Below are 21,337 nucleotides of genomic sequence, written 5' to 3'. Positions count from 1 at the left end.
CAATGATCAGAATTTCTAAAGATGTAATTCCTGATTCACTTTCAACTTTAAGTCATTGAGCGCGGATTGCCGGAAGCAAGAATACTGATGCGATTACAATGCCCTCACCCTAGGCCGTCGATACACCCCCGCGGGCCCCACAACCAGCTCGTGCAACGCCCAGACCAGCGCGTCGACCCGGTCAGGCGAGCCCTGCCCCTCGAACCCGCGCGCGGTCATCTGGCACATCTGCTCCTCCAGCGCGTCCAGCCCGGCGACATGGCTCACCCGCCCCTGCTCATACAGGGCTGCAACGGGCTCGGCCCGCGCGACCTTGCCGCGAGACGCCCGCACCGCACGATAAGGCACCAGAGGGTCTACCTGCCGCACGACCTCTTCCACCAGTTGCCCGCCCTGATTGACCTCGGCCACCAGCCGTTCGGCCCCAAACTCATCCATCGCATCAATCGCCGCCTGCGCCCAGCCCGCCGGACCAACGCCCTGAACCGTCCGGTCGGCCAGCACAAAGGCGCGCCACTCCTCGGGCGCCCCCTGAACCTGAGCGCCGACGACCACGATCCCGCAGGCATCCGCATCCGACCCCGCCGTCACCGCCGGGTCCAGCGCCACCACAATCCGGTCCAGCTCAGGCACCTGCGCACAGCGCGCCGCCTCCAGCATCGAACCCGTCCACAACGCGCCTTCGGCATCCGACAGCAACACCCCGTCTAATTCCTGCCGCCCCAGCCGCGTGCCTGCATAGCGCGCGCGTACCTCTTCCAAAAAGGAACCCGCCAGATTGGCTCGGTTCGCCTCGGTCGGTGCGTGGGTTTGCACCGTAGAAGGCGATGCCAGAAGCTCTTTCAAAACCGTCACATTGCGCGGCGTGGTGGTCACACAGACCCGCGGCCGCTCGCCTAACCGCAAAGCAAATTGCAACATATCCCAAGTCTCCCCCGCCTTTTTCCATTTGGCCAGCTCGTCTACCCAGGCCGCATCGAATTGAGGGCCGCGCAGCCCCTCAGGATCATGTGCCGAAAAGGCCTGCGCCTCGGCTCCGTTTGGCCAGACCAGCTTGCGTTCAGACGCCTTCCAAACAGGCCGCCGATCCGGCGGAGAGCATTGCAAAATCCCGCTATCGCCAATGATCATCACATCGCGCACCTGATCGAATGTCTCACCGACCAAAGCAACACGACACGCCTCCCCCCGATCCAGCGGCAAAGACCCCTCGACCATCGACCGCACCCACTCGGCCCCGGCCCGCGTCTTACCCGCTCCGCGTCCGCCCATGATCACCCATGACCGCCAGTCGCCCTCGGGCGGCAACTGATGCGGCAGCGCCCAGAACTCGAACAGGAAAGGGAGGGCGCACAGCCCCCCCTCCCCGATCTCACTCAGAAATCTGTCCTGCACCGCAGCAGGCGCGGAGGCGAGCCAGCCTGCACCCGATCTCAGATCGTGCCCGATCAAGGTCGAGCGCATAGCCTCCTTGGGCAATTCCGGCTTGTCTGTGATGTTGTTCGACAAAGCTTGTCTCCACTTTCTGGCAACTGCGGATCAGCCCCTCTAGCTGACCCAGTTGCTTGCCTGTTCCGGCAAGGTCTGCATCCTCCCCGGCACTGATCTGTTTTCGCAGTTCTTCCGCTGCCTGGCGCAGATCGCGAATGGACCTTTCGAGCGACTGCAACAAATCAGCCGTCTGAGAAATCCGCTCTTCCGGGGTAATCAAAGTCATGTTTGCGTCTTGACCTCATGCGTGAGTTTTTCCGCACGAGAGAAATGAAAAACGGCCACCGGGTCACCCCGGGGCCGTTGCCCACTTCTTCTAGCATGACACAACCTATACGAGAAACCGCACCCAAAGTCAAGGCTTCATGCAACAGCCGCAACACCCAACGTACTATAATTATTACTTTTTCTTAACCTCTAGCCAAGAACCGATCCGCCATTCCAGCTTCATCTCAGGCCGATCACGCTATGACACTTGGTAATATCGGCATCAATTCGTAACCTATACGCATCGCGTATCATCTATGGGGCATCGAAACGATGACAGTCGCATTAGATCAAAAGCGTTTCGCTGCCATTTTGGTCATGGATGTCGTTGGGTACTCGCAACTAATTGAGGCGGATGAACTGGGAACCGTGCGAGCGGTGCGGAGTCTACGAAATCGGATCATCCTCCCTGCATTAGAGGCATCGGGAGGGAGATTGGTCAAGACAATGGGCGACGGGTTCCTGGCTGAATTTGGTACAGCAGATGCAGCTATGACTTCGGCGCTCGAGATTCAAAATGCCTGCGTTGAACAAGCACGCGCGGCGCCAGCAGATCGGCGACTATTCCTGCGCATTGGCGCCCATATCGGCAACGTCATTATCGAAGGTGAAGACATCCTCGGCGATGGTGTCAATATCGCTGCCCGCCTCGAAGGGCTAGCACACCCTAGTGGCATCGCGGCTTCTTCCGAATTTGCGCATGCCCTACAGAAAGGTCTTGTTGCTCATCTGGATCAGGATGGGCAACACACCGTTAAGAATATCTCGCGCTCACTGACGGTATGGCGTTGGGCTGCGGATCGTGAATTGCAGCATACCGAGCCCAATCAATCTTTTTCCCCGCCAACGGTTGCTGTCCTTGCGTTTCTGGATCACGCTCCTGATCCCGACCAGTCATTCTTTGCCGAAGGTCTCGCCGAAGACATCATCTCTGCTCTGCAACATATGGGCCGCCTCCCTGTTATCGCCAGCGCGTCGAGCCTCATTATCGATCCCGCTCTTTCGCCGCAGGATGCGGCGCGCGTTCTAGGTGCCCGATATTTGGTCAAAGGAACGGTTCGGCGCGCTGGCAAGCGCATTCGGGTTTCAGTTGAGCTGATCGAGGGTGACACCGGACATTCACTTTGGTCCGAAAAGTATGACCGTGATTTCAAGGATCTTTTCGGAATCCAAGACGATATCACTTTGCGCGTTGTCACCGCGCTCGATGTGGAACTGGTCGAGGGTGAGATTGACCGCCTGCGCCAGCAGAGACCACGCCACTTGGGCGCTTGGGAACTCTATCTGCGTGGCATGGCAAATCTGCGCAACGCGGCGCTGCAGGACCTCAAAGAAGCGCAAAGGGACTTTTGTGCCGCCATCGATACTGAGCCGGACTATGGCGAGGCCTGGGCGGCTCTAGGTTGGGCCTACCTAAAAGAGTATGGCTTTGGCTTGTCAAAGAACCGTGACACCGCCCTCGAAAATGGGTTCGATGCTGCGCGAAAGGCTCTGTCTCTTTCTAAAAAATCGCCATTCGCCCATTACGTTATGTCCACAGCCTATGTCTGGCGCGGAGAAAAAGAACTCAGCCTCAATGAGCTTGAGCATGCAATTCGGCTGAATCCCTATTTCACCCGTGCAAAAGTGGCATATCACAACCGAAAGGAATTGGCCGATCCTTCACAGGGATTGGAAGCCGCCGAAGAGATTCGAAAGGCGCTAGCTCTTTCACCGCGCGAACCTGACCGCGCATTTTATTTCTGGTCCATCGCACGCATCAACCTAGTGGCAGGTGAAGCGTTTGATGCACTTGACTGGGCCGATCGCGCTGTCAGCACACGCCCGACCGACGCCAATATGGTGTATCGTCGTGCGATCTGCCTTGCAGCGCTTGACCGGGTGGACGACGCATCAAAAGCTTTGGTCACGTGCGAGCAGCTTTCACCTGGAAGTGTCGCGCGCCTTAGTAAATGGTGTCCGTATGAGGACGAACGGGACGACATCCTTTTTTCTGGCCTTGTGCGCCACGGGTTAATCGATCGCAGTTAAACCAGTGTTTTACTGTCTCATCTCCGTAATGTTTGCTTGACAATCGTTCTTCCAACCCGCATGTGCCCCTCAAACAGCGCTACCGCGTGAGCACGTGGGCGACACCGCCCCCCAACAGCGCCCGATTCACCCATAGTTCCCCATCACGCAGGGTTCTTGACGCGACAACCAGATGCTGCAGGAAACGCCTGCGCGTCCTGAGGTTTCGCACAACCCCTGCTGGTCGCGGATGCGGCCGATCACGACTTGCCCGTGGGCCATTGCCTCGGGCTGTAAAGGATAGTTATTTGTTCGACTTCGACATGCTGGGCCTCGCACCCGCTCTGAATGATGCGCTCAAACGCGCCAACTTCACTCAACCGACCCCAATCCAGAACCAGGCGATCCCGCTGGCGCTGAACGGTCACGATATCCTCGGCCTTGCGCAGACCGGTACAGGTAAAACACTGGCCTTCGGTCTGCCGCTGATTGACCACCTGCTGGCTCAGCCCGGTAAACCTGCGCCAAAAACCGCCAAGGCGTTGATCCTTGCGCCCACACGCGAGCTGGTTAATCAGATCGCCGACAGCCTGCGCAACCTGACCAAAAAGACCAAATTGCGCGTTGCCACCGTGGTCGGAGGCCAATCGATCAACAAGCAAATCATGTTCCTGTCTCGCGGCACCGATATTCTTGTCGCCACTCCCGGTCGCCTGATTGACCTGATGGATCGCGGCGCGGTCGATCTGGGTTCGGTCCGTCATTTGGTGCTGGACGAGGCGGATCAGATGCTCGACATGGGCTTCATTCACGCTCTGCGCCGCATCGCGCCGGAACTAGGCACGCCGCGCCAGACCATGCTGTTCTCGGCCACGATGCCGAAGCAGATGGAAGAGCTCAGCCAGGCCTATCTGACCAACCCGCAACGGGTGCAGGTCTCACCTCCCGGCAAAGCAGCCGACAAAATCACGCAGTCGATCCACTTTGTTGAAAAGCCTGCAAAACCCGCCAAACTGCGCGAGATCCTCTCGGCAGATATGGACGCCCTAACGCTGGTCTTCTCTCGCACCAAGCACGGGGCCGAGAAACTGATGAAAGGCCTCGTTGCCGATGGTTTCAACGCGGCCTCGATCCACGGCAACAAAAGTCAGGGCCAGCGTGATCGCGCGATCAAGGCCTTCCGCGCGGGCGAGATTAATGTTCTCGTCGCAACAGACGTCGCTGCGCGCGGCATCGACATTCCGGGCGTGGCTTACGTGATCAACTACGACCTGCCCGAGGTGCCCGACAACTATGTCCACCGCATCGGCCGCACCGCCCGTGCAGGCCGCGAGGGTGAGGCCATCGCCTTCTGTTCGGCAGAAGAGGTCGACCTGCTGCGTCAAATCCAGAAGCTGATGAAGATCGAGATCCCGGTCGCCAGCGGTGAGATGCCCGAAGCAATCGCGCCCAAGAAATCCCCACGCCGTCCGAACAATCGTCGTCGTGGCCCGAAACCTCAGCACTCCGGTGCACCGAAGCCGGGCGGTCAGAAACGCCGCCGTCCACGTCGCGCCAAGGCGGCCTGAACAAGAAACGGCCCGGTCGAATGACCGGGCCGTTTCTTTGTTGGGGCTATGAATTCAAGTTGTACAAGTCGGACAATATGCCGTTTCAAACCTGTACAAGTCGGACAACATGCCGTTTCAAACCTGTACAAGCCGGACGATCAGATCAGTTCCCTGAATTTCGCTCTGCCTCGATCTCGCGCCACTTGGCAACGTTGCGATTGTGCTCTTGCAGGGTCTCGGCAAAGGCATGACCACCGGTCCCGTCTGCAACGAAGAAGATGAAATCCGTGTTGTCAGGTGCCACCGCAGCCTCAAGGCTCGCAAGACCCGGATTGGCGATCGGGGTGGGCGGTAACCCCTCGATGACATAGGTGTTCCAAGGCGTCGCGCGGCGCAGTTCGCTTTGCCGCAATCCGCGACCCAAGGTGCCCTGCCCCTTGGTCACGCCATAGATTACGGTCGGGTCAGTCTGCAGCCTCATACCTTGGTTCAGACGATTAACGAAAACGCTGGCCACTTGGCCGCGCTCTTCCGGTTGACCCGTTTCTTTTTCGATGATCGAAGCCAGAACCAGCATCTCTTCAGGGCTGTTCAAAGGCAAACCGTCCTGACGCCCCTCCCACGCTGCATTTATTCTAAGTTTTTGTTTTTCCTGCATTTCAGCAAGAATTGCATTCCGATCTTCACCGGGTCTGACCTCGTAGCTATCGGGGGCCAACATCCCTTCGGCGGGCAATTCGGCCACCTCGCCGGTCAATAAATCCATCGCTTTCAGCGACTCGACAATCTGCCAACTGGTGACGCCTTCGGCCAGAGAAATGCGATAGCGCGTATCCGCCTCGCCGCGTTTTTCTGCATAGGCTTCAGGCGCTTCCTCTTCACCGACTACGAAGGATGCGACTTCGTCGAAATCCAGCGTCGCCGGGTTCAGTTCGCGCACGCGGGTCTGCATACGGGTCACACCGATGCGGTATTCGATTTCGGTCCCGCAGGTGCTGGCGCCGCTATGGGTTATGTCGTCGACGATTTGTTCCATCGACGCGCCTTCGCGAACCAGAAAACTACCCGCTTTCAGCTGCTGAGATTTGTCTGTGTAATCAGCAGCTAAGCGGAAAATCAACCCGCTGCTGATCGCACCCTGATCCTCCAGATCACGGCTGACCCGCGTCATGTTCGAGCCCGGCTTCACCTGCAAGCAGATCGCAGTTTCTAGGGGACCTTCGGACTTGTATTGCGACTGCCCCCACAGGATGATGCCACCCATCAGGAACAGGCCAACGATCAGAATAGTCAACGCGTTCGAAGCGAGCGCTCGCCACATTTAGCTGACCTTTCCGAAGATCACACTTGCGTTGGTGCCGCCAAATCCGAACGAATTTGACAACGCCACATTGATCTCACGCTCGCGTTTGGCATTCGGGGCCAGATCGATCGGAGTTTCAACCGCCGGGTTGTCCAGATTGATGGTCGGCGGAGCGACCTGATCGCGGATAGCAAGGATCGAGAAGATTGCCTCAATCGCGCCAGCAGCGCCCAGCAGATGACCGGTGGCCGATTTGGTCGAGGTCATGGTCGCGTTGCTGGCGTGATCCCCCAGCAGGCGCTCGACCGCGCCTAATTCAATCGTATCCGCCATGGTGGAGGTGCCATGCGCGTTGATGTAGTCTAGGTCCTTCGGCTCAAGCCCCGCGCTGCGCAGCGCTGCTTTCATCGAGCGTTCGGCCCCGTCGCCATCCTCAGACGGAGCAGTGATGTGATAGGCGTCGCCGGACATACCGTAACCCAGCACCTCCGCGTAAATTTTCGCACCACGAGCTTTAGCGTGTTCGTAATCCTCAAGAACCACGATACCCGCGCCCTCACCCATGACGAAACCGTCGCGGTCAATATCATAGGGGCGGCTCGCCTTCTTCGGATCATCGGCATATTTGGTCGACAACGCCTTACAGGCGTTGAAGCCTGCGATACCGATTTCACAGATGCAGCCCTCGCCACCGCCCGCGATCATCACGTCTGCATCTCCGGCGCGGATGATGCGGCTGGCGTCGCCGATCGCATGGGCACCGGTCGAGCACGCGGTCACGACCGAGTGGTTCGGCCCCTTAAATCCATGCCGGATCGATACCTGACCCGAGGCCAGATTGATCAGAGCGCCCGGAATAAAGAACGGTGACACTCGACGCGGACCCTTGTCACGGATCAGATTTGCTGTGTTGGCAATCGACCCAAGCCCGCCAATACCCGATCCGATCAGAACGCCCGTGCGCAGGCGGTCTTCTTCGTCCTCGGGCAGCCAATTGGCATCCTTGCAGGCCATCTCGGCAGCCGCGATCGAATAGAGGATGAAATCCTCAATCTTGCGCTGCTCTTTCGGTGGCATCCAATCATCGGGATTGAACGTCCCGTCGGTGCCATCTCCGCGCGGCACTTCGCAGGCATAGGTCGTGGTGACCCCGCTTGCCTCAGCGTCGAAATGTGTGATCGGGCCTGCACCGGACTCGCCGTCCAGCAGCCGCGACCATGTTTCCTCAACCCCACTGGCCAAAGGAGTGACCAATCCAAGACCGGTTACGACGACTCTGCGCATGAAGTGCCTCTTGCCTGCTTCCTGTTATGAGAACCGCTCATACCCCGGCCCGGGGTGCGGGGGCAAGAGCAACAGCAGAATCTGGCTCGGTATCCCCAAACCGGAAATCGTTCAAAACTCTGCCATGTAATCTAAAATGCGTGAAAAAGTGAAAACCCGACCGACATCAAGCATATAACGGCCGGGTTTTCTGTTGCGCTATGTTTACTGGAATTCAGCGACCGGCTCATGCGCCGATTTTGCAACTTCCAACGCTTCGGACAAATCAACTGTTTTGCGGAACAGTGCGCGACCAACGATTGCACCTGAAATATTCGATATATAGGCAAGGCGCGAAATATCATCTGCAGTACGGACGACGCCGCTTGCAATGATCGGTGTGCGTGATTTCTCGGCGAGACCCGAGATCAGCCCCAGCTGCGCCTCGACATCTTCCATTTCGCTATCGATGTCAGTGACCAAAATGGCCGCAAATGGTGTATCTGCAAATGCTTCAATGAACGCTTCCGGTGTAAAGGCGCTCTGGCTTCGCCAACCTTCGGTCATCACCTGGCCTTGCCAGACATCAACTGCCAATACGATCTGATCAGGATACAGCTTAGCCAGTTCTTTTACCAATTGAGGGTCCCAGGCCGCCAACGTCCCGATTACGATTCGTCCAGCGCCTTTGTTGATCCAATATTCAACCTGCTCGCGCGTCCGCATGCCACCGGCCAACTGCACGGACATCTCGGACGAACGAATGATCTCTTCAACCAGCTCTGCATTGGTGTCACGTCCTTCGATGGCATCGAAGTCCGTCAGTTGCATCCATGCTGCGCCTGCAGCGGACCAGCTTCGCGCGGTCTCTACCGGATTCACATGCCAGATCATCGCGTCATCCAGACGCCCCTTGTCCAGCGTCACACAGCGACCGTTCTGTAGTTCCATCGTGGGATAAATTCTCATGAGCCTTTTCCTCCGCTCACTCAAATGGCAATACCACGATACCATATCTCCGCCGCCCCTCCCATCTTTTCCCGGGATCGGCAAAGTAAATGCCGTTTGCGGCATCGCTCAAGCATAAGCGTTTCAGACCCGCGCCGGAGGCCCATCTCGGCGAAACAAATGAACCGCCGTGTCAAGATACTCTGCCTCACGCAGCAGCTTGTAGCCCAACTTCTCAGCCAGTCGCTGAGACGTTGCGTGGTCCGCATCTATCAGCGCGACAAGCGGGCCGGGTATGACGCGATCGAACCAGTCATGCGCAGCTTGTGCGGCTTCGCGCCCGTACCCCTGCCCTTGCAATTCTGGGTCCAGAACCCACCCTGCTTCGGGGAAGCCATCAAAATCTTCTCCAAGCTCGCGGTTGCCGAAAAAGAACCCGGCCTGCCCGATCAAAGTGCGATTCGATTGCAGCATCACACCCCATTGACCGAAACCGGTCATCTGCCAGTGGCCAGCGTTGCGCAAGAAGGAATCCCAGGCCTCGCCACGCGTCTTCGGGGTGCCACCGATATGGCGCACAACTTTCGGATCACGCCAGATCTCGGCGAAACGGTTGAAATCTTCGGGGCGCATCGCACACAAGGTCAGACGCGCCGTATTGATCATCGGGATGGATCTTATCATGCCCTTACCCGCTCATTTTTTGCCTCAAGCGCCAGATTGCGAATTCTCAACAGATCAAGGCAAGTGCGAATTACGTCAGGCAAAAAAAAACGGCGCTTCCGTTGCCCGGAAGCGCCGCTTTTGTCTTCGAACGATAAGCTTAGGAAGCTTCGCTGATGAATTTGACCGCGTCGCCAAAGGTCTGGATGGTCTCGGCAGCGTCGTCTGGAATCTCGATGCCGAACTCTTCTTCGAACGCCATTACCAACTCAACGGTGTCCAGGCTGTCTGCGCCCAGATCGTCGATGAACGAGGCGTTTTCAGCAACCTTGTCCTCTTCAACACCCAGGTGCTCAACAACGATCTTCTTTACGCGATCTGCGACGTCGCTCATGTCTATTCCTCATTTCATTTCAGGGCTGTCCGCCCGGTTCTGCCCTTGCCCGTTCGGGATGGACTGGTTTTGCCCTTTCCGGGCGGTTTGGGTCCCGGGTCCCCGGGAAATCAGAGAACCGGCCCTTGGACCGGTTCCTGCGCATATGCGCCGCCTATAGCACAGACAACGCACAAGGCAAACGCTTTCGCGTCCGCCCCGAATTGCGATTACAACATGGCCATACCGCCATTCACATGCAAGGTGCTTCCGGTAACATACCCGGCTTCGGGGCTTGCGAGGTACAGAACGGCGGCTGCGATTTCTTGCGGATCGCCCATGCGGCCAGCCGGAACCTTGAGTAGCAGACCTTTCTTTTGCTCATCTGTCAGCTTCTCGGTCATGGCCGTGGTAATAAAGCCCGGAGCGACCGCGTTCACAGTGATGCCGCGGGTTGCCACCTCATGCGCCAAAGCCTTGGAAAACCCGATCATCCCTGCCTTAGATGCAGCATAATTCGCTTGTCCCGGGTTCCCGATCGCAGCAACAACGGACGAGACATTCACGATCCGACCCCAGCGCGCTTTCATCATGCCCCGGATCACGCCTTTGCACAGCTTCATCGTGGCGGTCATGTTCACGTCAATCACGCTCTGCCATTCTTCGTCCGACATGCGCATGAACAGGTTGTCGCGCGTGATTCCAGCATTGTTGACTAGAATATCAACCGAGCCCATCGCCTCGGTAGCCTGTTTCGGCAGTGCCTCGACGGCCTCGGGGTCGCTCAGGTTACAAGGTAAGACATGCGCGCGCTCACCAAGGTTTTCAGCCAACGCTTGCAGAGGTTCCACGCGGGTTCCGGAAAGGCCAACAGTGGCACCAGCGTCATACAGGGCGCGAGCGATATCGCCGCCTATTCCACCCGAAGCACCAGTGACCAGCGCGTTCTTACCTGTCAAATCAAACATCTATGTTCCCTCTCTGGCCGCTGTAACCGGCGGCTGTCCTTTGTTCATGCGCCGGGGTTAACGGCTTTTTGTACATCCTCGGGCGATCCGACCGCCGTGCAGGCCAGTGCACGATCGATCTTGCGGATCATTCCCGACAAAGCTTTGCCCGCGCCGATCTCCCACGCCTCAGTCACACCCTGCGCGACCATGTATTGCACGCTCTCGCGCCACCGAACCGAACCGGTGACCTGTTCCACCAGCAGCTGTCGGATCACATCCGGATCGGTCACAGCACCGGCCCGAACATTCGCGACCAACGGCACGGCGGGTGCCTTGATTTTCACGGCAGCCAGAGCGTCTGCCATTACATCTGCAGCAGGTTGCATCAGCGCACAGTGAAATGGAGCACTTACAGGCAACATAATCGCGCGTTTGGCGCCTTTTTCCTTCGCAATCTCGGCAGCGCGTTCAACAGCGGCCTTTGCACCCGAGACGACGACCTGTGTCGGATCGTTGTCATTGGCAGCCTGACAAACTTCTCCCTGCGCGGCCTCTTCGGCCACCAGACGCACTGCTTCTAGGTCCAGACCTAGGACTGCGGCCATTGCGCCTTCACCTACTGGTACAGCGCTTTGCATCGCCTGTCCGCGCGTCCGCAACAGCCGTGCGGTATCAGCAACCGACAAAGCACCGGCAGCGGCCAAAGCCGAGTATTCACCCAGCGAGTGTCCCGCCACATAGGACGCCATTGAGATTGACGCCCCTTCAGCCTCCAGTGCACGCATCGCTGCCATCGACGTCGCCATCAACGCAGGCTGGGCATTTTGCGTCAGCGTCAATTCAGCAATATCGCCTTCCCAGATCAAATCGCTCAGCTTTTCGCCCAAAGCCTCATCGACCTCATCGAAAATCGCGCGCGCGGCGGGATAGGCGTCGGCCAGTGCTTTGCCCATTCCGATGGTCTGGGCACCCTGCCCTGGGAAAACGAATGCGCGTGTCATTGCAACCTCATGGATGACGTTAGATTGCGGCGGGGTGTAAACTGACTGACGACGCTGCACAAGCGTTGCATGCGTTCTGCATCAGGACACCTTGTCTGTGCATTTCTCCGCCTTGTGTCCGCACAGCATCCCTTTAACTTACCCGAAACCCAGAAATGCGGAGAGCTAAACAATGCCCCTGACAAATACCCGGTCCAGCTATGGTGGTGTAACCAAAGCATTTCATTGGTTGACTGCTCTGCTGATCCTGACGGCTTTGCCACTGGGTTGGTTCGCGAATGAGCTGGCCCACGCGATATATGATCCAAACATCCAAACGACCGAGGATGATATCGCCCACGCGGCCCGGCTATTTTCGTTGCATAAGACCGTCGGGGTCACCGTGTTCTTCGTGGCTCTGGCACGAATCCTCTGGGCTCTAAACCAAACAAAACCCGGTCTGCTCAACGCCGATAACAAGCCCGAGGCCTTTGCCGCTGAAACCGTGCACTGGTTACTTTACGGTTCGCTGATATTGGTTCCGCTCAGTGGCTGGATCCACCACGCCGCCGCCGAAGGCTTTGCCCCAATTCTCTGGCCGTTCGGTCAGAACCTGCCGTTTATTCCAAAATCGGCATTTCTCGCCGAGCTAACCGCCGCCTTTCATTGGTTATTCATCTTGGTCCTGGCCGGATCGCTCTTGCTACATATCGCGGGCGCGTTGAAACATCATGTCGTGGACAGAGACAGCACTCTGCGCCGCATGCTGCCGGGTCGGTCCGAGGCGCCACAGCCACCAGCACAGCACCATTCGACCGTACCCGCGTTTGCCGCTTTAGCAATATGGGCTGCAGTGCTCGTGGGCGGCTGGGCCACTGGCGAGTTTGACGACCACGGCAAAACCTCGGTGGACACTGCAGAGCTTGAAGATGTCCAATCAGAGTGGGAAGTTGAGGAAGGCACCCTGTCGATCACGATTTCCCAGTTGGGGAGCCCGGTGACCGGTGAATTCGCCGACTGGACTGCGGCGATTGCGTTCGAGGACACCACCGAACCGGGACTGGCGGGATCGGTCGATGTGACCATTGCGATCGGATCACTTAGCCTTGGTACGGTCACCGATCAGGCGATGGGTGCGGATTTCTTCGACAGCAAGACATTTCCCACCGCTCAATTCAAAGCTGATCTTTTCAAAACAGAAACAGGCTTCGAAGCACGTGGGCCTCTGACGATCCGGGATAAATCGGTTGATGTTGTTCTGCCGTTCACGCTGGAGATTGCGGGCGACGAAGCGACCATGTCCGGCAGTCTGGAGCTCAACCGCATGGATTTCAACGTCGGCACATCGCAACCCACTGAAGATTCGTTAGGCTTCACTGTCGTTGTTACAGTTGAATTGACGGCAGAGCGCGACCAGGAATGAAAAAACCACCGGAGGGTTGCCTCCGGCGGTAATAGAGTTCGTCAACGTCGGATTAGTCGGCCTTCTGGGCCTCTACCGAAATGCGAACCTCGACTTCGTCGCTGACAAAGGGTGCAAACTGGCCAAGATCGAACTCGCTGCGCACCAGTGTTGTGGTGGCGTCAAAACCGGCCCAGGGTTTGCCCGCCATCGGGTGTTCGCCCACTTGGTTTAACTTGGCGTCCAGTACGACCGATTTGGTAACACCGTTCATGGTCAGATCGCCCGTGATGTTGGCAGTGTTTTCGCCGGTAACTTCAATACCGGTAGAGGTAAACGTGATCAGATCACCCTCAGTCACGCCGAAGAAATCTTCGGTCATGAAGTGGTCTTCACGCGGCTTCCAGCCCGTGAACATCTCAACAACTGGCATCGACACATTCACGCTTGAAGCAGCAGGGTTCTCCTGATCAAACATGATCTCGCCTTCAAAGCCCGAGAACATACCGTAGGTGGTCGAAAAACCCAGATGGTTGTAGTTGAAGATGACCTGGCTATGGCTTGGATCCAGAGTATATTTTTCAGCGCTGGCAAATGCAGTCGTGGCCGAAACAGCCAGAGCAGCGGCAAGAAGGGTGGATTTCATAACAATCTCCGCAATGGTGTTGTCGCAAACCGGGTGGGTTGCTCACCAACAAAAATGTGCTGCCCAAGGGCAGCACACAAGTTTTTTTGATTCACAGAATCTGTTCCTTTTTGAACAGAATAAAATTCAGGCGAAAATTGTTACGTTTTGGCTGAGTTGACCTTTCAGCGCTGAGCTGACATCGGCCGATTGCAGCGGCAGCTTCATCAGCAGGCTGCCATCCACATCAAACAATTCAACCTGATCATCCGCAAATCGTGCACCGCCCAGCGAGTCGTAGCTGCGGCGCAGAACCGTTTGCGGCCGACCGTTTTCATTCTTCTGCAAAATGCGAACTTCGCGGCGGATCGGATCAAAATAGGCATCTGGGCGTGAATCCATGACCTCGATGGTCAGCAGGCTGACGCCAACAATTAGGAACATCATCGATGCGGCCAGTTTGATCGGCCAAACTTCGGCCCCCATGACAGATCCAGGCATAAGCCACATTGAAAATGCCGAGAGGATCAGAAAAGCACCTACGACACGCATAAGAACGATCCGTGCGCGCCAGTTCGGCGCGAAGGTAATCAGAACGGGAACTGATTTCTCAAATGCTGCGCGAGACGCAGATTGTTCAAAAGTGTTTGTGTTCATGACGGCCATTGTTTTGCCCTGTCTAATTTTTTCAAACTGCCGGGTACTCCGGTCTTCATGAACAACCTCGGGGCGAAAAGCGTCAGGAATTGGGCACACCAAAGGAAATTGGGCGACTTCACCAAGGCATCCATGGCAGGGCTTGCCCCGACCGCGCAAACGTGTATACGGGGCCATCCTTCGCAAAGGTTATGAATCGCGCAGCCTCTCGTGGCAGGGTCGCGAAGGACCAATGACCCCGCCTTTGAAATGCGCCTTGATATAAACAGGAGTGCACATGCCACTGTATGAGCATGTAATGATCGCGCGTCAGGATCTGTCCAACGCGCAGGCAGAAAGCCTTGTCGAACATTTCGGCACCGTTCTGGCTGACAACGGCGGCAACGTCGTAGACAGCGAGTACTGGGGCGTCAAGACGATGGCTTATAAGATCAACAAGAACCGCAAAGGCCACTATGCCTTTCTGAAAACCGATGCCCCTTCGGGCGCAGTTCAGGAAATGGAACGCCTGATGCGCTTGCATGACGACGTTATGCGCGTTCTGACCATCAAGGTCGACGAGCACAACGAGGGCCCCTCGGTCCAGATGCAAAAGCGCGATGAGCGCGAAGGCCGCCGCGAGCGCCGCTGATCAACGCCTGAGGAAAGGACATAACCCATGGCCGCAAAACCATTTTTCCGCCGCCGCAAGGTCTGCCCGTTCTCGGGTGAGAACGCGCCGAAAATCGACTATAAAGACACCCGTCTGCTGCAGCGCTACATCTCTGAGCGCGGCAAGATCGTACCTTCGCGCATCACCGCCGTTTCGGCGAAAAAGCAGCGTGAACTGGCCCGTGCTATCAAGCGCGCCCGCTTCCTCGCCCTGCTGCCCTACGCCGTGAAGTAAGGAGAGACTGACATGCAAGTTATCCTTCTGGAACGCGTTGCGAAACTGGGTCAGATGGGCGACGTCGTTGACGTCAAGCCCGGCTACGCCCGCAACTTCCTGCTGCCTCAGGGCAAAGCACTGAGCGCATCCGAATCGAACATCGCATCGTTCGAGGCCCAGAAAGCGCAGCTTGAAGCACGCAACCTGGAAACCAAGAAAGAAGCTGAAGCGCTGGCTGAAAAGCTGGACGGTCAGCAGTTCATCGTGATTCGCTCGGCGTCAGATGCCGGCGCTCTGTACGGTTCGGTCACCCCGCGTGACGCCGCAGACGCTGCGACCGACGCAGGCTTCACCGTCGACAAGAAACAGATTGTTCTGATCGCCCCGATCAAAGAACTTGGTCTTCACTCGCTGGCAGTCAAACTGCACCCCGAGGTTGAAGTCGAGATCAAGATGAACGTTGCCCGTTCGGAAGAAGAAGCCGAACTGCAGGCATCGGGTAAATCGATTCAGGAACTGGCTGCTGAAGAAGAAGCCGCCGCTGAATTCGAAATCGCTGAACTCTTTGACGACATCGGCTCGGCCGCGTCGGATGACGATGAGTTGGTCGCCGAAGAAGCTCCGGCTGAAGAAGACGAAGCCAAAGCCTGATCCAGCTGCTTCTACGAATCCAAAGGGCCGCACTTATGTGCGGCCTTTTTTTGTTTTCTTATCGCCACCAGCAAGATTTAGCCCGATTGATCGCCTAGACTTGCGGACCGGCGAAGGTTTCATATCATCGCCCTTCGATATCAGGAGCATATATATGACCCCTCTCCTTCGCCGCAGCGTTTTGACCTTGTTGCTCATTGCGCCACTTGCCGCCTGTGGTGGCCCAAACGCTTCAGGTGGCACCGACACCTCCGACCCGCCCCTATATCCCAATGAGACGCCGGAACTGCGTGCCTCGATCAACAAATGGGCCGATCACTATGAGCTTCCACGAGAGTTGGTGCACAAACTTGCCATCCGCGAAAGCACACATCGCCCCTGGGCAGTGAACCGCCCCTACTATGGGCTGCTGCAAATCCTGCCTGCGACCGCGCGATCTATGGGTTATGCTGGTAATGCCCAGGGATTGCTGGACGCAGACACAAATCTGGAATTTGCAGGTAAATACCTACGCGGCGCCTGGCTATTGTCGGACGGCGATCAACAGCGCGCTATTTTTCTTTATGCGAAAGGGTATTACCCCGAAGCTAAGAAGAGGGGTATGCTAGTTGAAACCGGCCTAGTTTCCGCCACAAAATAGACGTTATTACTGCGCATTCACCTCGTAAAGTATGCGCATAACCACTCAAACACCCGATAAACTTCGGAATGGGCACCACAAATCTGACATTGACCTGAGCAAAGGACGCCATAAAGATGTGCACCAAAGGCACATTTCCCTTTAAAAGGCAGACATTTCCCCTAGCTTCTTGTCATGATGTGGGAAATGTGGTGTCCTTGTTGACGTCAGGGAAGACAGTATCTTTTTTCCTGGAAAAAGGGATCCGCCCGCTCACTCGGGTCTAGCTGGTCGTTGCCGTATGGATATTGTTGATCTCAGCACCCTTCCAGAACAGGATACTCGGTATGACGAGTTCCTGCGCCAAGTCTGTGACAAATACGAAATGGACCATGCCGCTTATGCTGGCATGAACCCTGCCGCAGGAACCATCCACGGGCATGTGACCTATAGCGATGACTGGAAAGCTCATTATCAAGAACAAGGTCTGCATCTGATCGATCCGACGTTGCACATGAGTCAACGTAGCATCGCGCCCGTAGATTGGAGTCGTCTTGAACGGGGCAGAGATTTCCAGCGCGTTTTTCGTGATGCACATGATTTTGGCATTCCAGATCAGGGCATTACGATTCCTGTGCGCGGGCCGTACGGAGATATCGGCCTGCTCAGCGCCGTGCGTGAATGCAGCCGGGAAGAGTGGAAGAAACTGGTGCCCAACGTGATAAGTGACCTGCAATCTTTGGCCGTACACATTCATGACAACGTCATGACGTCGGATACAATCAGCCGAATGCTGTACCACCCGACCCTCTCCAGCCGCGAGTTGGAGATTTTGCAATGGGCCGCAGCAGGCAAATCACAGCAGGATATCGGCGATATTCTGTCGATTTCGCACCGTACGGTTGAGGTGCACTTGCGCTCTTCTCGCGAAAAGCTTAATGCACTGACGACTCCGCAGGCCGTCGGTCGCGCCATCGGAATCGGCTTAATCTACCCAGGGTAAAGCCAAATCTTGCCAAAATTGGGCTAAAAAAAGCCAATATTACGGGAAACCCCCAATAGATTCGCTGTGGAAACCGAGTAACGTCTTATCCACAGACAGATCACTCGAAGGGGGTTAACATGATTTTGGTAGTTGATGGGCTGAACAGACATCTGTTCACCGAAGTTCTTGACGATATGTTCGAACTGCGCGCTCGGGTATTTGGCGGGCGACTTGGTTGGGACGTTAACATCCAAGATGGGAAAGAAATCGATCAATTCGATCATCTGGATCCTGCATATGTAATCGGTCTCGACGATGAGGGGAACGTCGTGGCCGCAGTACGTGCACTCCAGACCACTGGCCCACACATGCTTTCGGATGTGTTCTCGGATATCTTATGCGGCGAAGCACCAATGCGCAGTGCGACCATGTGGGAATCGACCCGCTTCTGTGTCGATACGCAGCGTTTGACTCGAGGAAAAGAGAAAAACTCGGTCTCATATGCGACTTGTGAGTTGATGATTGGATCACTGGAATATTGCCGCAGCGCGGGTATTCAAGACATCATCACCGTCATCGACCCGGTCATGAACCGCGTCCTCAAACGCTCGAACTGTGCGCCCTACGATTATGTTGGCGAAACAGTACCGATGGGCAAAGTGCCGGCGATGGCGGCCCTGCTGGATTGCTCCGAGGAAAGGATTTCGGGCCTTCGAGAATTTGCTGAAATCCACCACGATGTCTTTATCGAAGAAGAAAAGGCATTGGAGTTCTTTGAGGCAAAAAAGGCAGCGGCGGCCAACCCGGCAAACCGCGACCACAAACCGCTCACCGATCTTGAGAAGTACTTTGTCGAACAGATGAGTGCGGCCAAGACCGAAGTGGAAAGACAGGCAGTGCTGAAACTGATCGAAGCGCTGACCGATACATTCACCCCAGAGCAAAAGACCGCTCTGTTACAGACCCCCCGTGCTTTTGCTCATGAGGCCTGACCCCCTCACCTCATAGTACAAAGCCACCCATGCGGAGCCGTCTAATTTCCAGACGGCTCCGCTTTTTTGTGGCCCCAGGCTGGGAGAAGGAAGAGGATTATTCCTCTTCCAGTGCCTCAACGGCTTTTTGCAGGTCGTCTTTGCTGACTTCTTTGTCTGCGACCTGAGCCAGCTCGACAATGTAGTCGACAACCTTGTCTTCAAAGATCGGCGCGCGCAATTGCTGCTGCATCTGAGCGTTCTGCTGCACGAACTCAAAGAACTGACGTTCCTGACCTGGGTACTGACGTGCCTGGTTCATGATCGCCTGAGTCATCTCGGCATCGGTCACTTCGACTTCGGCCTTCTGACCCAGCTCTGCCAGCAACAGGCCCAGACGCACGCGGCGCTCGGCCAGTTTGCTGTGCTCGTCGGTGGGCTCGATCGGATCATGATCGTGGCCTTCAACTTCAGGGTTCTCTTCGTGCCACAGCTGATGTGCAATCTGCTTGGCTTCGGCTTCCACCAATGAGGGCGGCAGGTCGAACGAAACTTTCTCGTCCAGCACGTCCAATAGCGCGCGCTTCATAACCGCACGCGACGCACCCGCATATTCCGCTTCCAGGCGCTCACCAATCTGCTCTTTCAAAGCAGCCAGATCATCGGCACCAAATTTCTTTGCCAGTTCGTCGTCAACCGCGGCTGCAACCGGTTCTTTCACTTCTTTGATGGTGCAGGTGAATACTGCGTCTTTACCGGCCAGATGCTCGGCACCGTATTCTTCCGGGAAGGTGACGTTCACGTCTTTTTCTTCCTCGGCTTTTACGCCAACCAACTGCTCTTCAAAGCCAGGGATGAAGCTGTTCGAGCCCAAAACCAGCGGGTAATCTTCAGCCGAACCACCTTCGAACTCTTCGCCATCAACCTTGCCAACAAAGTCGAACACGATCTGATCGCCATCTTTCGCTTTCGAACCCTTGCGACGCGCTTTGAAGTTCTGGGCGGTTTCGGCCAGGTTGTTCAGCGCTTCTTCCACGGCTGCATCATCAGCTTTGACAACCAGCTTCTCCAGCTCGACCGATTTCAGGTCAACCTCTGGAATTTCGGGCAGTGCTTCGTAAGACATAGCAACTTCTACGTCATCGCCTTCTTTCCAGTCCTCGTTGGTCATCTTGACCTCGGGCTGCAGTGCAGGACGCTCGCCGCTGTCCTCAAAGTGCTTACTCATCGCACCGTCGATGGTTTCCTGCATCGCCTCGCCAAGCAGACGCTGGCCAAACTGCTTCTTCAGCAGTGCCATCGGCACCTTACCTTTACGGAAGCCCTTCATTTCGACTTCGGGCTGCGCTTCGGTCAGCTTTTCGTTGACCTTGTTGTCCAGCTCGGCTGCGGTCACAACGATGTTGTACCCGCGTTTCAGACCTTCATTCAGCGTCTCGGTAACCTGCATTATGGTAGTCCCCATAGGATTCGGGGCGCGCAAAACGGGCGCGCCGGGCAAATTTGACGCCTTCTATTTGCCCAGCCGCCTACGTGCAAGAGGCAAAGGCCTTTTCAGCCCCGTTTTGCCCATATCACAGACGAAAAAAACGCCCCGGCGCAGACCGGAGCGTTTGATCATTACTGAATTAAGAGCTCAGAACTTCCAGCGGGCGCCCAACACCCAGGCTTCGTTGTTGTCGAACGAAGCGCCATCTTCGAAGTCGTGATTGCGGTATTTCAGGTAGGCATCTGTATTGATGCTGTCGATACGCTGAACGACAGCGATGCCCCAAGCGTCTGTGCTGGACCCGTCATTCACGAAGTCCGAACCCGAATAGTAGTCGATCCCGATACCGGTTTTGCCCCAGGAGACCCACTGATCTTCATACGCGATCTTCCCATAGAAGTAGTTCGGATCAGACGCACCGTCCGCATCATTGTCGCGCGTGCCCGCAGCGACGGTGAAACTCAACCCACTCTGCAGCAGAACGGACGCGGAACCGATCGTATCCTTGCGATCCCCTGATCCATCGTCAGCCGAACGAACCGAGTAAGCAATGGCTGCAGCGAACTCGACCCCGCCACCGAAGGTGTTGTTGTATCTGAGGCCAACATCATAATAGTCATCGTCATCGCCGCTGGACAGGATGTTCTGACCATATGCCAGCCCAGCGGTGAATCCACTGAACTCGGGTGTATCATAACGAACACGGCCACGACGCGCGCCGTCAAAGTTGCTGCTGGAATCGCCCACGGTGATATCGCTTAGGAAACCGTCAGTGCCGCGATAGAAAAAACCGCCGTTCTCGTCATTCGTGAAAGAATACAGCGCGGTCCCGACATAGGACAGGTCCACTTCGGCAGCACCGTCCGCCACCATGCTGCCCTGACCAGCAGAGAACTTACCCCAGTCACCCGCCAGAGCGAAATCTACATGCCGGATGTCTTCGCGAGTCCAACCGCTGAAATCAGTGCCTAGCTGGTTCCACTCGCTTGAATTCGGAAGTCCCAATCCGGTTTCCAACCGGAATGTGAAATCGTTATTGCCAAAAGGCTGTAACAGCTCAAGTCCGACCCGGCTGTTCGAAAGGTCGTTGTCCAGCACGCGGGTCTCGGTGTCTTCTCCGTCATCGACCGAAATCAACGCAGGGTGCAACTGTCCGTATAGCAACACATAACCACCTGTGTTGTTTTCATATTTAAGTTCGGCGGCGGCAGGTATTGCGGTTGTTGCAGCAAAAGCTGCTGCTAAGGAAGTCAGTTTATATTTCACTGTCAT

The 21,337-nt window shown here is 56.3% G+C and carries 22 protein-coding genes; 9 read left to right on the top strand and 13 right to left on the bottom strand.

Going from position 1 to position 21,337, the window contains the following annotated elements:
* Positions 1-93 precede the first annotated feature (93 nt).
* Both ACR3EJ_RS11010 and ACR3EJ_RS11005 read right to left on the bottom strand, forming a co-directional pair.
* Complete coding sequence (locus ACR3EJ_RS11010; RefSeq protein ID WP_480422936.1) at positions 94-1,464, bottom strand: DNA-packaging protein; 1,371 nt, start codon at positions 1,462-1,464, stop codon at positions 94-96.
* Positions 1,373-1,717, bottom strand: a complete 345-nt coding sequence (locus ACR3EJ_RS11005; RefSeq protein WP_170703395.1) for a hypothetical protein — start codon at positions 1,715-1,717, stop codon at positions 1,373-1,375. Before ACR3EJ_RS11005 ends, ACR3EJ_RS11010 begins: the two co-directional genes overlap by 92 nt.
* A gap of 314 nt (positions 1,718-2,031) precedes the next feature.
* Here ACR3EJ_RS11005 and ACR3EJ_RS11000 point away from each other — a divergent pair, with 314 nt between their 5' ends.
* Both ACR3EJ_RS11000 and ACR3EJ_RS10995 read left to right on the top strand, forming a co-directional pair.
* Positions 2,032-3,789: an adenylate/guanylate cyclase domain-containing protein gene (locus ACR3EJ_RS11000; protein WP_170540575.1), complete on the top strand. Its 1,758-nt coding sequence runs from the start codon at positions 2,032-2,034 to the stop codon at positions 3,787-3,789.
* A gap of 287 nt (positions 3,790-4,076) precedes the next feature.
* Positions 4,077-5,336, top strand: a complete 1,260-nt coding sequence (locus tag ACR3EJ_RS10995; protein ID WP_170540578.1) for a DEAD/DEAH box helicase — start codon at positions 4,077-4,079, stop codon at positions 5,334-5,336.
* Positions 5,337-5,481: 145 nt separating this feature from the next.
* On the opposite strand, the gene mltG is transcribed toward ACR3EJ_RS10995, so the two are convergent.
* The 7 genes from mltG to fabD form a co-directional block, all read right to left on the bottom strand.
* Entirely contained in the window at positions 5,482-6,639 is a 1,158-nt protein-coding gene (gene mltG / locus ACR3EJ_RS10990) for an endolytic transglycosylase MltG (protein WP_170540581.1), read from the bottom strand.
* Entirely contained in the window at positions 6,640-7,905 is a 1,266-nt protein-coding gene (fabF, locus tag ACR3EJ_RS10985; RefSeq protein ID WP_170540584.1) for a beta-ketoacyl-ACP synthase II, read from the bottom strand. It abuts the gene before it with no gap.
* Positions 7,906-8,109: 204 nt separating this feature from the next.
* Positions 8,110-8,853 (bottom strand): 1-(5-phosphoribosyl)-5-[(5-phosphoribosylamino)methylideneamino] imidazole-4-carboxamide isomerase, encoded by a 744-nt coding sequence (locus tag ACR3EJ_RS10980; protein ID WP_170540587.1) that lies wholly within the window; start codon positions 8,851-8,853, stop codon positions 8,110-8,112.
* Positions 8,854-8,976: 123 nt separating this feature from the next.
* The gene (locus ACR3EJ_RS10975; protein WP_170540590.1) at positions 8,977-9,516 is read right to left on the bottom strand and encodes a GNAT family N-acetyltransferase; all 540 of its coding nucleotides are present in this window, start codon (positions 9,514-9,516) and stop codon (positions 8,977-8,979) included.
* 139 nt (positions 9,517-9,655) lie between these two features.
* Positions 9,656-9,889: an acyl carrier protein gene (locus ACR3EJ_RS10970; protein ID WP_008756330.1), complete on the bottom strand. Its 234-nt coding sequence runs from the start codon at positions 9,887-9,889 to the stop codon at positions 9,656-9,658.
* Between the two features lie 209 nt (positions 9,890-10,098).
* Positions 10,099-10,836, bottom strand: coding sequence for a 3-oxoacyl-[acyl-carrier-protein] reductase (gene fabG, locus ACR3EJ_RS10965; RefSeq protein ID WP_170540593.1), 738 nt, complete (start codon positions 10,834-10,836; stop codon positions 10,099-10,101).
* Between the two features lie 44 nt (positions 10,837-10,880).
* Positions 10,881-11,819 (bottom strand): ACP S-malonyltransferase, encoded by a 939-nt coding sequence (gene fabD, locus ACR3EJ_RS10960; protein WP_170540595.1) that lies wholly within the window; start codon positions 11,817-11,819, stop codon positions 10,881-10,883.
* A 172-nt stretch (positions 11,820-11,991) separates the two neighbouring features.
* Here fabD and ACR3EJ_RS10955 point away from each other — a divergent pair, with 172 nt between their 5' ends.
* Entirely contained in the window at positions 11,992-13,221 is a 1,230-nt protein-coding gene (locus ACR3EJ_RS10955; protein WP_170540598.1) for a cytochrome b/b6 domain-containing protein, read from the top strand.
* 52 nt (positions 13,222-13,273) lie between these two features.
* On the opposite strand, the gene ACR3EJ_RS10950 is transcribed toward ACR3EJ_RS10955, so the two are convergent.
* Both ACR3EJ_RS10950 and ACR3EJ_RS10945 read right to left on the bottom strand, forming a co-directional pair.
* Entirely contained in the window at positions 13,274-13,846 is a 573-nt protein-coding gene (locus ACR3EJ_RS10950; RefSeq protein ID WP_010442084.1) for a YceI family protein, read from the bottom strand.
* 126 nt (positions 13,847-13,972) lie between these two features.
* A complete protein-coding gene (locus ACR3EJ_RS10945; RefSeq protein ID WP_010442083.1) occupies positions 13,973-14,491 on the bottom strand; it encodes a hypothetical protein in 519 nt (172 codons plus the stop codon).
* A 268-nt stretch (positions 14,492-14,759) separates the two neighbouring features.
* On the opposite strand from ACR3EJ_RS10945, the gene rpsF reads away from it, so the two are divergent.
* The 6 genes from rpsF (at position 14,760) to ACR3EJ_RS10915 (ending at position 18,597) form a co-directional block, all read left to right on the top strand.
* The gene (gene rpsF, locus ACR3EJ_RS10940) at positions 14,760-15,113 is read left to right on the top strand and encodes a 30S ribosomal protein S6 (RefSeq protein ID WP_029622013.1); all 354 of its coding nucleotides are present in this window, start codon (positions 14,760-14,762) and stop codon (positions 15,111-15,113) included.
* A gap of 27 nt (positions 15,114-15,140) precedes the next feature.
* Complete coding sequence (gene rpsR, locus ACR3EJ_RS10935) at positions 15,141-15,368, top strand: 30S ribosomal protein S18 (RefSeq protein WP_005608650.1); 228 nt, start codon at positions 15,141-15,143, stop codon at positions 15,366-15,368.
* Between the two features lie 12 nt (positions 15,369-15,380).
* Entirely contained in the window at positions 15,381-16,001 is a 621-nt protein-coding gene (gene rplI, locus ACR3EJ_RS10930) for a 50S ribosomal protein L9 (RefSeq protein ID WP_010442081.1), read from the top strand.
* Between the two features lie 154 nt (positions 16,002-16,155).
* Entirely contained in the window at positions 16,156-16,641 is a 486-nt protein-coding gene (locus ACR3EJ_RS10925; protein ID WP_010442080.1) for a lytic transglycosylase domain-containing protein, read from the top strand.
* A 280-nt stretch (positions 16,642-16,921) separates the two neighbouring features.
* Entirely contained in the window at positions 16,922-17,623 is a 702-nt protein-coding gene (locus tag ACR3EJ_RS10920) for a LuxR family transcriptional regulator (RefSeq protein ID WP_170540601.1), read from the top strand.
* 119 nt (positions 17,624-17,742) lie between these two features.
* Positions 17,743-18,597, top strand: a complete 855-nt coding sequence (locus ACR3EJ_RS10915) for an acyl-homoserine-lactone synthase (RefSeq protein ID WP_170540604.1) — start codon at positions 17,743-17,745, stop codon at positions 18,595-18,597.
* Between the two features lie 97 nt (positions 18,598-18,694).
* Here the strand turns inward: ACR3EJ_RS10915 and tig are convergent, their stop codons facing one another.
* Positions 18,695-20,026, bottom strand: coding sequence for a trigger factor (gene tig, locus ACR3EJ_RS10910; protein WP_170540607.1), 1,332 nt, complete (start codon positions 20,024-20,026; stop codon positions 18,695-18,697).
* Between the two features lie 186 nt (positions 20,027-20,212).
* Complete coding sequence (locus tag ACR3EJ_RS10905; RefSeq protein WP_260022629.1) at positions 20,213-21,337, bottom strand: porin; 1,125 nt, start codon at positions 21,335-21,337, stop codon at positions 20,213-20,215.

It is taken from the genome of Ruegeria sp. AB11, from assembly GCF_056536325.1.
The sequence above is the reverse complement of the archived record's forward strand: the minus strand, read 5'-3'. Positions and strand labels throughout refer to the sequence as shown.

Excerpts from the sequence above, each read along its gene's own strand:
- ACR3EJ_RS10945 (WP_010442083.1), bottom strand. The coding sequence starts at position 14,491 with ATGGCCGTCATGAACACAAACACTTTTGAACAATCTGCGTCTCGCGCA.
- ACR3EJ_RS10925 (WP_010442080.1), top strand. The coding sequence starts at position 16,156 with ATGACCCCTCTCCTTCGCCGCAGCGTTTTGACCTTGTTGCTCATTGCG.
- ACR3EJ_RS10975 (WP_170540590.1), bottom strand. The coding sequence starts at position 9,516 with ATGATAAGATCCATCCCGATGATCAATACGGCGCGTCTGACCTTGTGT.
- rplI (WP_010442081.1), top strand. The coding sequence starts at position 15,381 with ATGCAAGTTATCCTTCTGGAACGCGTTGCGAAACTGGGTCAGATGGGC.
- ACR3EJ_RS10950 (WP_010442084.1), bottom strand. The coding sequence starts at position 13,846 with ATGAAATCCACCCTTCTTGCCGCTGCTCTGGCTGTTTCGGCCACGACT.
- fabD (WP_170540595.1), bottom strand. The coding sequence starts at position 11,819 with ATGACACGCGCATTCGTTTTCCCAGGGCAGGGTGCCCAGACCATCGGA.
- ACR3EJ_RS10970 (WP_008756330.1), bottom strand. The coding sequence starts at position 9,889 with ATGAGCGACGTCGCAGATCGCGTAAAGAAGATCGTTGTTGAGCACCTG.
- ACR3EJ_RS10980 (WP_170540587.1), bottom strand. The coding sequence starts at position 8,853 with ATGAGAATTTATCCCACGATGGAACTACAGAACGGTCGCTGTGTGACG.
- ACR3EJ_RS10955 (WP_170540598.1), top strand. The coding sequence starts at position 11,992 with ATGCCCCTGACAAATACCCGGTCCAGCTATGGTGGTGTAACCAAAGCA.
- ACR3EJ_RS10915 (WP_170540604.1), top strand. The coding sequence starts at position 17,743 with ATGATTTTGGTAGTTGATGGGCTGAACAGACATCTGTTCACCGAAGTT.
- fabG (WP_170540593.1), bottom strand. The coding sequence starts at position 10,836 with ATGTTTGATTTGACAGGTAAGAACGCGCTGGTCACTGGTGCTTCGGGT.
- mltG (WP_170540581.1), bottom strand. The coding sequence starts at position 6,639 with ATGTGGCGAGCGCTCGCTTCGAACGCGTTGACTATTCTGATCGTTGGC.
- ACR3EJ_RS11010 (WP_480422936.1), bottom strand. The coding sequence starts at position 1,464 with ATGCGCTCGACCTTGATCGGGCACGATCTGAGATCGGGTGCAGGCTGG.
- tig (WP_170540607.1), bottom strand. The coding sequence starts at position 20,026 with ATGCAGGTTACCGAGACGCTGAATGAAGGTCTGAAACGCGGGTACAAC.
- rpsF (WP_029622013.1), top strand. The coding sequence starts at position 14,760 with ATGCCACTGTATGAGCATGTAATGATCGCGCGTCAGGATCTGTCCAAC.
- ACR3EJ_RS10905 (WP_260022629.1), bottom strand. The coding sequence starts at position 21,337 with ATGACAGTGAAATATAAACTGACTTCCTTAGCAGCAGCTTTTGCTGCA.
- ACR3EJ_RS10920 (WP_170540601.1), top strand. The coding sequence starts at position 16,922 with ATGGATATTGTTGATCTCAGCACCCTTCCAGAACAGGATACTCGGTAT.
- rpsR (WP_005608650.1), top strand. The coding sequence starts at position 15,141 with ATGGCCGCAAAACCATTTTTCCGCCGCCGCAAGGTCTGCCCGTTCTCG.
- ACR3EJ_RS11000 (WP_170540575.1), top strand. The coding sequence starts at position 2,032 with ATGACAGTCGCATTAGATCAAAAGCGTTTCGCTGCCATTTTGGTCATG.
- fabF (WP_170540584.1), bottom strand. The coding sequence starts at position 7,905 with ATGCGCAGAGTCGTCGTAACCGGTCTTGGATTGGTCACTCCTTTGGCC.
- ACR3EJ_RS11005 (WP_170703395.1), bottom strand. The coding sequence starts at position 1,717 with ATGACTTTGATTACCCCGGAAGAGCGGATTTCTCAGACGGCTGATTTG.